At 68.8% G+C, this 9515-nt stretch carries 7 protein-coding genes and 1 pseudogene; 1 reads left to right on the top strand and 7 read right to left on the bottom strand.

Annotated elements, in window-relative coordinates; translation table 11 throughout:
- From AC30N0_RS07565 to AC30N0_RS07545, 5 genes are all read right to left on the bottom strand, one after another.
- On the bottom strand, positions 1-1438 hold a 1438-nt coding region (locus AC30N0_RS07565; RefSeq protein ID WP_489517313.1), incomplete at its 3' end, for a potassium transporter Kup.
- Positions 1439-1543: 105 nt separating this feature from the next.
- Positions 1544-2839 carry a glutamate--cysteine ligase gene (gene gshA, locus AC30N0_RS07560; protein ID WP_489517312.1) on the bottom strand — a complete coding sequence of 432 codons (1296 nt, stop codon included), beginning with the start codon at positions 2837-2839 and terminating at the stop codon, positions 1544-1546.
- A gap of 140 nt (positions 2840-2979) precedes the next feature.
- Positions 2980-4500, bottom strand: a complete 1521-nt coding sequence (locus tag AC30N0_RS07555; protein WP_489517316.1) for an ammonium transporter — start codon at positions 4498-4500, stop codon at positions 2980-2982.
- A 23-nt stretch (positions 4501-4523) separates the two neighbouring features.
- On the bottom strand, positions 4524-4862 hold the full coding sequence (locus AC30N0_RS07550) for a P-II family nitrogen regulator (RefSeq protein ID WP_489517311.1): 339 nt from the start codon (positions 4860-4862) through the stop codon (positions 4524-4526).
- Between the two features lie 61 nt (positions 4863-4923).
- Positions 4924-5715, bottom strand: a complete 792-nt coding sequence (locus tag AC30N0_RS07545) for a TorF family putative porin (protein ID WP_489517315.1) — start codon at positions 5713-5715, stop codon at positions 4924-4926.
- 265 nt (positions 5716-5980) lie between these two features.
- Here AC30N0_RS07545 and AC30N0_RS07540 point away from each other — a divergent pair, with 265 nt between their 5' ends.
- On the top strand, positions 5981-7510 hold the full coding sequence (locus tag AC30N0_RS07540; protein WP_489517314.1) for a YifB family Mg chelatase-like AAA ATPase: 1530 nt from the start codon (positions 5981-5983) through the stop codon (positions 7508-7510).
- Positions 7511-7559: 49 nt separating this feature from the next.
- Here AC30N0_RS07540 and AC30N0_RS07535 read toward each other — a convergent pair whose 3' ends face one another.
- Both AC30N0_RS07535 and AC30N0_RS07530 read right to left on the bottom strand, forming a co-directional pair.
- The gene (locus AC30N0_RS07535; RefSeq protein WP_489517310.1) at positions 7560-9053 is read right to left on the bottom strand and encodes a DUF1501 domain-containing protein; all 1494 of its coding nucleotides are present in this window, start codon (positions 9051-9053) and stop codon (positions 7560-7562) included.
- 6 nt (positions 9054-9059) lie between these two features.
- A pseudogene (locus AC30N0_RS07530) lies at positions 9060-9515 on the bottom strand (hypothetical protein); the annotation flags it as partial.

Below are 9515 nucleotides of genomic sequence, written 5' to 3'. Positions count from 1 at the left end.
CGGCCGTGCCGGGCACACGCAGCGGCGGGCTGATGAAGAGGGACGCCAAAAAATCCGGCAGCGCGAGGGCCTCTTCGCGCAGCTTGTCGCCCAGCATCGCGCGGCCGCGCTGCCAGGTCACCATCAGCGTGAACATCGCCGTGCCGATGAGCAGCGGGAACCAGCCTCCTTCGAGCACCTTCACCGCGTTGGCGGCGAGGACGGTGAGGTCGACGATGAAGAACACACCCGTGGCGCCCACGCACAGCGCCAGCGGCAGCTTCCACGCGTAGCGGATGACGAAGAAGGTCATCACCGTGGTGATGGTCATGTCGATGGTGACGGCAATGCCGTAGGCATGGGCCAGCGCGCTGCTGCTGCCGAAAACCACCACCGCAAACACCACGCAGGCATAGAGCGCCCAGTTGATGAAGGGCACGTAGATCTGCCCGGCCTCGCGCACGCTGGTGTGCAGGATGCGCAGCCGCGGCAGATAGCCGAGTTGCATGGCCTGCTTCGTCACCGAAAAGGCAGCAGTGATGAGCGCCTGCGACGCGATCACCGTGGCCAGCGTGGCCAGCCCGATCAGTGGAAACAGCGCCCAGGGCGGCGCCATCTCGTAGAACGGGTTCTTCACGTTTTCGGGGTGCAGCAGCAGCATCGCACCCTGGCCGAAGTAGTTCAGCACCAGTGCCGGCATCACCAGGCTGAACCAGGCGATGCGGATCGGCCCCTTGCCGAAGTGCCCCATATCGGCATAGAGGGCCTCGGCGCCTGTGACGCACAGGACCACCGAGCCGAGGGCGATGAAGGCGATGCCGGGGTGGGCGAGCAGGAACCCGATGGCGTGATGCGGGCTGAGGGCGGCAAGGACCGCCGGGTTGCGTGCGACGTGCACGATGCCGAGCACGGCGAGGACGAGGAACCACAGCGCCGTGATCGGGCCGAAGAGCTTGCCCACGCGCTCCGTGCCGCGCCGCTGGAACGCGAAGAGCGCCGTCAGGACGACGAGGGTGATCGGCACGACGTAGCTGCGCAGGCCCGGCGCCGCCACTTCCAGGCCCTCCACGGCGGAGAGCACGGAAATGGCCGGCGTGATCACGCCGTCGCCGAAGAAGATGGCCGTGCCGAAGATGCCGAGCATCAGGAGCCAGCGCCGCAAGGCCGGCTTGTCCTTCACCGCCTGGGAGGCGAGCGCCAGCATGGCGACCAGGCCGCCTTCGCCGTTGTTGTCCGCGCGCAGGATCAGGACGACGTACTTGACCGAGACGATCACGGTGATCGTCCAGAAGACCAGGGACAGGACACCGTAGATGTTGCCGGCCGTCAGCGGCACGTGGCCGCTGGCGAAGACCTCTTTCAACGCATACAGCGGGCTGGTGCCGATGTCGCCGTAGACGATGCCGAGCGCACCCAGCGTCAGCGCGGCCGTGCTGGATGCGGATCGTTGCGGTTTCACGGTGGGGAGGAAGACGTCGCGCCCGGGACTCGGGTGGCGGGCGCTGATTGTGCCCGCCGGCCGGCTCGGCACGCGAGCCACGTGCGGCCACGAGGCCCTCGGGTCCTACTCGTAGATCTCGGCGTCCGGGTCCGTCGCCTCGAGCTCGTAGCTGGCCGCGACCATGGCCAGGCGGGCGATCACGCCGTACATGTAGAACCGGTTCGGCGCGCTGGCGCCCGGCTTCGACCCGGGCTTGGGCAGCTGGTTCGAGCCGGCGAAGGCGAGCGGCACGAAGCTGGCGCCGGGCGAGTTGAGGTTCTCGTCGGTGCCGCGCTCCGGGTTGACGCGGTAGAAGCCGCCGACCACGTAGCGGTCGATCATGTAGACCACGGGCTCGGCGACCGAGTCGTTGACGCGCTCGTAGGTCGGCACGCCTTCCTGCAGGATGACCTCGCTCACCTCCTGGCCGTCCTTGATGATGCTCATCTTGTTGCGCGAGCGCCGGTTCAGGTCGGCCAGGTCCTTCGGGTCGCGCACGGTCATGATGCCCATGCCGTACGTGCCGGCGTCGGCCTTGACGATGATGAACGGCTTTTCCTGGATCCCGTATTCCTTGTACTTGCGGCGGATCTTGCCGAGCAGCGTCTCGGCGTTGCTCGTCAGGCACTCGGCGCCGGAGCCATCGCTGAAGTTCACCTCGCCGCAGCGCGCGAACATCGGGTTGATGAGCCACGGGTCCATGCCGAGCAGCTTGGCGAACTTCTTGGCGACTTCCTCGTAGGCGGCGAAGTGGTTCGTCTTGCGCCGCACCGCCCAGCCGGCGTGCAGCGGCGGCAGCAGGTATTGCTCGTGGATGTTCTCGAGGATCTTCGGCAGCCCGGCCGACAGGTCGTTGTTCAGCAGGATGGTGCAGGGATCAAAATCCTTCAGCCCGACGCGGTTGCGGGTGCGCAGCAGCGGCTCCACGGTCAGGGCGCTGCCGTCCGGCAGCGGCACCTGGGTCGGCGCCGTGATCGTCTCGTCGAGCGTGCCGAGGCGCACGTTCAGGCCGGCCTGGTGGAAGATCTCCATCAGCCTTGCGACGTTCATCAGGTAGAACGAATTGCGGGTGTGCTTCTCGGGAATGAGGAGCAGGTTCTTCGCCTCAGGACAGATCTTCTCGATCGCCGCCATCGCCGCCTGCACCGCCAGGGGCAGCATCTCGGTCGTCAGGTTGTTGAAGCCGCCGGGGAACAGGTTGGTGTCGACCGGAGCCAGCTTGAAGCCTGCGTTGCGCAGGTCGACCGAGGTGTAGAACGGCGGCGTGTGCTCCATCCACTCGAGCCGGAACCAGCGCTCGATGGCCGGCAGAGACTCGAGCATGCGCTGCTCGAGCTCGTTGATGGGGCCGGTGAGGGCGGTGATGAGGTGGGGAACCATGGGTCGCTCCGGCGGCGCAAAGCCCGCTTCGGGGGAGCAGGATTCTAGGCATATGGGGCGACGCCCCGAGCCCGCAAGACGACCGACGCAAGACAAAGGGCCACCCGCAGGTGGCCCTTTGAAGTCGCCGGGGCGACGCCTCAGTTGTGGTACGCCGTCTCGCCGTGGCTGGCGATGTCCAGGCCTTCCCGCTCGTCTTCCTCGCTGACGCGCAAGCCCACGACCATGTCGACCACCTTGTAGGCGACCAGCGAGACCACTCCCGACCAGACGATCGTGATCAGCACCGCCTTGGTCTGGATCCAGAGCTGGGTCAGGATCGGGGTCGAGCTGACCGTCGCCGTGACCCAGTCGCCGACCAGCCCGGGGCCGCCGAGCGCCTGGTTGTTGAAGACGCCCGTCAGCAGCGCGCCGACGATGCCGGCGACGCCGTGGATGCCGAAGACGTCGAGCGAGTCGTCGGCGCCGAGCATCTTCTTCAGGCCGTTCACGCCCCAGAGCGAAGCGAACCCGGCGATGAAGCCGATCACCATGGCGCCGAGCAGGCCGACGTTGCCGCAGGCCGGCGTGATGGCGACCAGGCCGGCCACCGCGCCGGACGCGGCACCCAGCATCGAGGCCTTGCCCTTCATCAGTGCTTCGCCGATGCACCAGGCCAGCACCGCCGCGGCGGTGGCCGAGAAGGTGTTCATGAAGGCGAGGACGGCGCTGTTGCCCGCTTCCAGGGCCGAGCCGGCGTTGAAGCCGAACCAGCCGACCCACAGCAGCGCCGCACCGACCATGGTCAGCGTCAGCGAGTGCGGCGTGAACGCCTCCCGGCCGTAGCCGACGCGCTTGCCGACCATGTAGGCGCCGACCAGGCCAGCCACGGCGGCGTTGATGTGCACGACCGTGCCGCCGGCGAAGTCGAGCGCGCCCATCTGCCAGATGTAGCCGGCCTTGGCGTTGGTGGCATCGACCACCGCGGCGGCGGTGTACGCGTCCGGGCCCATCCAGAACCACACCATGTGCGCGATCGGCGTGTAGCTGAACGTGAACCAGAGGGCCATGAACAGCAGCACCGCCGAGAACTTCATCCGCTCGGCGAAGGCGCCGACGATGAGGCAGCAGGTGATTGCCGCGAACGTCGCCTGGAAGGCCATGAACAGCAGCTCGGGGATGTAGACGCCCTTGCTGAAGGTCGCGGCCATGGCGAAGGTGCCGGCCGAGGCGTCGAACATGCCTCGCATGAAGAGCCGGTCGAAGCCGCCGAAGAAGGCGTTGCCCTCGGTGAAGGCCAGGCTGTAGCCGTACAGGCACCAGAGCACGACGATCATCGAGAAGGTGACGAAGACCTGCATCAGCACCGACAGCATGTTCTTGCTGCGGACCAGCCCCCCGTAGAACAGGGCCAGTGCCGGGATCGACATCATGATGACGAGCGCGGTGCAGACCAGCATCCAGGCGACGTCGCCCTTGTTGGCGACCGGGGCCGCTGCGGCAGGCGCCGACGCGGCGTCGGTTGCTGCGCTCGCTGCCGCCGCCGGCGCGGCGGAAGTGGCAGGCGCAGCGGACGCTGCCGGCGCTGCCGTGGCGGCGTCGGATGCGGCCTGGGCGATGGCGCCGCCCGAAAAGCCCGCGCCGAGCACGGCGAACACGAAGGCGAGAAGTATTTTTTTCATGGTGCCGTTGTTCTCGTGCGGGCTCACAGCGCGTCCTTGCCGGTCTCGCCGGTGCGGATGCGAACGACCTGCTCGAGCGTGGAAACGAAGATCTTCCCGTCGCCGATCTTGCCGGTCCGGGCGGCCGCCTCGACGGCCTCGATGACGCGCTCGACGATGGCATCGTCGACCGCCGCCTCGACCTTCACCTTCGGAAGGAAGTCGACCACGTACTCGGCGCCACGGTACAGCTCCGTGTGCCCCTTCTGCCGGCCGAAGCCCTTGACTTCGGTCACGGTGACGCCCTGCACGCCGATGGCACTCAGGGCCTCACGAACTTCGTCGAGCTTGAACGGCTTGACGATGGCGGTCACCATTTTCATGGTCGCACTCCTCCAGAGATGTCGATGAACTGCGCCCCCGGCCGGCCCGGCCGGGCCTGCGCTACATGGCCTTGCTGATCGTCAGGATCCCGCGCGCCTTGTTGATGTCGCCGTAGAAGCTTCTCTTGTTCGCGCCGGCGATCGCCGCCGACACCGAGAAGCCCGAGCCCAGGTCGTAAGCCAGGCCGATGCGGTAGTCGTAGAAGTTCGGAACGGCCGTGTCGACCGTCGTCGTGCCGCCTTCGCCGGCATCGAACGTGGCCCGGGCGTTGCGCAGGTCGCTCGAGTAGCGCGTGTAGCCGACGTGGGCGTTCAAGGTGAGCTTGTCGACGAGCGGGAACGAGGCGTTCGCTTCGAGGTAGCCTGTGCCGCGACCCTTCGGCCGGTAGCCGAGGCCGGCGTCCTCGCCCGCTTCGCCGAAGCCGAAGTAGTCCTTGGAAACGGTGTGCGAGTACTTCAGGGTCACGAACTGATAGGTGAGCGCGCCGTACAGCTCGGTGGTGTTGAAATTGACGGAGCGGCTCTTCTGCGGGTAGTAGTACTGCAGCAGGCCGACGTCGTAGCTGAGACCTTCGGTGATCGTCCCCTTGTAGCCGCCGTAGAAGTCCATCTCCAGGCCGCTGTTGGTGAAGCCGATGCTGGAGTTCCAGTTGCCGAGGTAGAAGCCGTTCATCGACCAGTCGAAACCGCCCTGCAGGGCCGGCTTGTTGTTGCCCTGGTCCTGGCCGCGGAACTTGTAGTTCGTCGTCACCGACACGTTGGCGGTGAACGGCGACGGCGCCGGTTCCGGCGCTGCCGCGGGAGTCTGAGCCTGTGCGCCTGCCGCGAAGGCGGTCAGGAAAGGCACGAGCATCAGCGGTCTGTTCTTCATCGAGGCTTCTCCTGCGGGGGTGTTGGGATCGCCGGGTCTTTCGCAGGATGTGTGCCAAGCACCAGGAAGGGCCTCGACACCGCCGACACGCCGCCAAGGTGCTCAGGCAGCCGGTCAAGGCACCAAGGCGAGGCGTCGCCGGAACGGGGGCGCACTAGCGGGGTGCCCGGAGGAGGGTTCCCGGCGCGGCGCATCGCGAACAAGATCGGCTCGGGCAGCGCACTCGATCGCGGCTCCAAGGACTCCCCTGGCACTCGCCGTCGTTCACAGCCGCACGCTGCGCGGCCTCGAGGCTCCCGCCGTCACGGTCGAGGTGCATCTGGCCAACGGGCTGCCGAGCTTCACCCTGGTCGGCCTGGCCGACACGGAAGTGAAGGAGGCGCGCGAGCGGGTTCGCGCCGCCCTGCAGACGAGCGGCCTCGAATTCCCGCACAACAAGCGCGTCACCGTCAACCTGGCGCCGGCCGACCTGCCCAAGGAGTCCGGCCGCTTCGACCTGCCGATCGCGCTCGGCATCCTGGCTGCGGCCGGGCACCTCGACGCGGCCGCCCTCGAACGCTTCGAGTTCGCGGGCGAGCTCTCGCTCGGCGGCGAGCTTCGCCCGGTCCCCGGCGCGCTGGCGATGGCGCTCGCGATGCACCGCGCGCCGTCGGCGCAGCCACGCACCCTGGTACTGCCCCGCGCCAGCGCCGACGAGTCGGCGCTCGTGCCGGGCCTGGCGGTTCGCGGCGCGGAACACCTGCTCGAGGTCGTGCGGGCATTCCTGCCCGGGCAGGCTGCCGACGCGACCGGGCTCCGCGCTGCGGTGCCGCCGGCCCGTGCCGCTCCGCCGGCCCTGGCCGACCTGCTCGACGTCAAGGGGCAGCCGGTGGCCAAGCGCGCCCTCGAGGTCGCGGCGGCCGGGCAGCTGAGCCTGCTCATGGTCGGCCCGCCCGGCACGGGCAAGTCGATGCTGGCGCAACGACTCGGCGGTCTGTTGCCACCGCTGACCCACGAGCAGGCCCTGGAGTCGGCGGCGATCCTCAGCGTCGCCGGCGCGTTCAGCGCCGAGCGCTGGGGGCGCCGGGTCCTGCGCGCGCCGCACCACACGGCGTCGGCCGCGGCCCTCGTCGGCGGCGGCTCGCCACCGCGACCCGGCGAGGCGTCGCTGGCGCACCACGGCGTCCTCTTCCTCGACGAGCTGCCGGAGTTCCCGCGCGCTGCGCTCGAGGCCTTGCGCGAGCCGCTCGAGAGCGGCCGCATCGTCGTCTCGCGCGCCGCCCGCCAGGCCGAGTTCCCGGCCCGCTTCCAGCTGGTCGCGGCGATGAACCCCTGCCCCTGCGGCCAGCTCGGCCACCCCTCGGCCAGCTGTCGCTGCGGTCCCGACGCGGTGCTGCGCTACCAGGGGCGGATCAGCGGCCCGCTGCTCGACCGCATCGACATGCGCATCGAGGTGCCGGCGGTCGACACGCGGCGCCTCGCGTCCGCGGCCGACGGCGAGTCGAGCGCCGTCGTGGCGCGGCGCGTCCTGACGGCGCACGAGCGTGCCGTGGCCCGGCAGGGCGGGCCCAATCGCGAGCTCGCCGGTGAAGCGCTCGACCGCCACTGCCGGCTAGCGGCTGCCGCGGCCGCCTTCCTGCAGGCGGCGGCGTCACGCCTCGGCTGGTCGGCGCGCAGCTTTCACCGTGTGCTGCGCATCGCGCGGACGGTGGCCGACCTCGAAGGCAGCGCGGACATCCTCGTCGCCCACCTCGCCGAAGCGGTCCAGTACCGCCGCGGCGTGCCTGGACCTCAATGAGAAGGGGCAGCCCGCAGGCTGCCCCCTGGCAGAGCACGCAGGTCGCGCGTCAGCCGGCCTTCAGGAAGCCCAGGTCGCGCGGGAAGTTGCGCAGGTTGGGGAACACGGTGTCGAGGTTGGTGTCGCTGGCACCGAACCACTTGCCGACCGTCGAGCCGATCGTGTCGACCGACGTGACCGGCAGGTAGGCGTTGTTGGCCGCATCCATCCCGGTGTTGATCTGGAACTGCGGGAACCGTCCATAGATTTCGCCGCCGTTGACCGCACCGCCGGCGACGAAGTGGTGTCCGCCCCAGCCGTGGTCGGTGCCGTCGCCGTTGCTGGTCATCGTGCGGCCGAAGTCCGAAGCGGTGAACATGGTCACGTTGTTGCGCAGGTCGACGCCGTTGACGTTCGCCAGCGCCGCATCGAGGTAGCCGATGGCATGCGAGATGCGCGCCAGGAGGTCGGCCTGGTTCATGTTCTGCCCGTCGTGGGTGTCGAAGCCGCCCATCGAGACGAAGAACACCTGCCGCTTGGTGCCGATGCCGGCGCGCGCGCCGATCACGCGCACCACGGTCTGCAGCTGCTGGGCCAGGCCGTTGGCCTGCGCATTCCCGGTCGACGGCTGGATGTAGTTGGTCGGTGTCAGCGCGGTCGAGGCGGCGAACGCCACCTGGAACGCGGCCTGCGCGTCGACCGAGCGCTTGATGATCTGCGCGTACTCCTTGGCGAACAGGTGCTGGTTGTCGGCCATGACGATGGAGCGCAGCGTCGTCGCCGCCGTCATGGAATTGAACAGCGTGCCCGAGAGGCCGCCGATCGCCGTCGCGCCGCCGTTGCCCACCTGGTACTGGAACACCGTTTCCCCGGCCGAGAAGACCGCGTTGCCGGAGAGCGAGATGCTGGTGAAGGTGACGTTCGCGTTGGTGCTCGCGACCAGGTCGCCGAGGCGGCCGCCCCAGCCGATCTTCGCGCCTTCGGGGCCGAGTGCCTGCCAGGTCGACTGCTGGTCGTTGTGCGAGCCGAGCGCCTGCGGCCGCGGCTTCGAATTCGACGTGTACTCCTGGCGCGTCAGCGGCACGACCAGCGGCCCGGCATTGGCGAGGATCGCCAGGCGTCCGGCGCCGAACAGCGTCTGCACCTCCGGCATGCTCGGGTGCAGGGCGTAGGTGAAGGCTGCGTTCTCCGGCGACACGGTGAACTTCGGCGTGATCGGAATGACACCGCCGAGCCGCGCCGGCGAGGCCCGCGGCGCGCCATTGTTGACCGGGGTGCCCGGCGCGAGCAGGGCGATCGAATCGGGCGCGGTGTTGCGCAGACGGGTGTACTCGGCGAACGAGGCCGTGTCCGTGCGCAGCACCATGTGCGACGCATCGTTGCCGCCGTAGAAGAACATGCAGATGATCGCCTTGTAGTCCGTGGAGGCGGTCTGCGCGGCGGCGGTGCCGAGGCTCGCCATGTTCAGTGCGAACGGGGCGGCGGCGGCGCCGACGGAGCCCGAGACCACCGACGCGGTGCGCAGGAACTTGCGGCGCGAAGCGTTGAGTTGCGACATGATCATTCCCTCTTATTTCTGAACCAGATAGTCGGGCGACGCCATCGACATGAACACCGCCAGGTAGACGCGGTCGAGCTTGGCGTTGTTGATGGCCGTGGCGTTCGTCGGCACCGGCGGCGCCGTCGGTGCCGATGCGGCGCCTGCCGCCGGAGTCGGCGTGAACAGGTAGCAGGCCTTGACCGTTCCGACGATCGGATCGCTGCCGAAGAAGGTCGTGTTGCAGCTACCCGCTCCGCTGACGCTGCGCTCGACGAAGGTCATGCCGGCGCCGTAGCGGACCGTCCCGGTGCCGGTGACCGTGAAGCTGCCGCCCTCGTCGGCCACCTTGGTCAGCGTGCCGCCGGTCGTCGCCGTGGTCGTGAAGGTCGGCGCCGGGAGCACCCGGCTCGACACGGCGGTGACCATCTGCGTCTTCAGGCTCTCCGGCATGGTGCCGTGGAAGAGCAGCAGGTTCATCCGCTCGAC

The sequence above is a fragment of the Rhizobacter sp. genome, from assembly GCF_031412495.1.
Classification (GTDB): Bacteria; Pseudomonadota; Gammaproteobacteria; order Burkholderiales; family Burkholderiaceae_C; genus Schlegelella_A.
The sequence above is the reverse complement of the archived record's forward strand: the minus strand, read 5'-3'. Positions and strand labels throughout refer to the sequence as shown.

What these genes read in the sequence shown, in the direction of transcription:
- gshA (WP_489517312.1), bottom strand. Translation starts at nt 2,839, where the DNA reads ATGGTTCCCCACCTCATCACCGCCCTCACCGGCCCCATCAACGAGCTC.
- AC30N0_RS07550 (WP_489517311.1), bottom strand. Translation starts at nt 4,862, where the DNA reads ATGAAAATGGTGACCGCCATCGTCAAGCCGTTCAAGCTCGACGAAGTT.
- AC30N0_RS07535 (WP_489517310.1), bottom strand. Translation starts at nt 9,053, where the DNA reads ATGATCATGTCGCAACTCAACGCTTCGCGCCGCAAGTTCCTGCGCACC.
- AC30N0_RS07555 (WP_489517316.1), bottom strand. Translation starts at nt 4,500, where the DNA reads ATGAAAAAAATACTTCTCGCCTTCGTGTTCGCCGTGCTCGGCGCGGGC.
- AC30N0_RS07545 (WP_489517315.1), bottom strand. Translation starts at nt 5,715, where the DNA reads ATGCTCGTGCCTTTCCTGACCGCCTTCGCGGCAGGCGCACAGGCTCAG.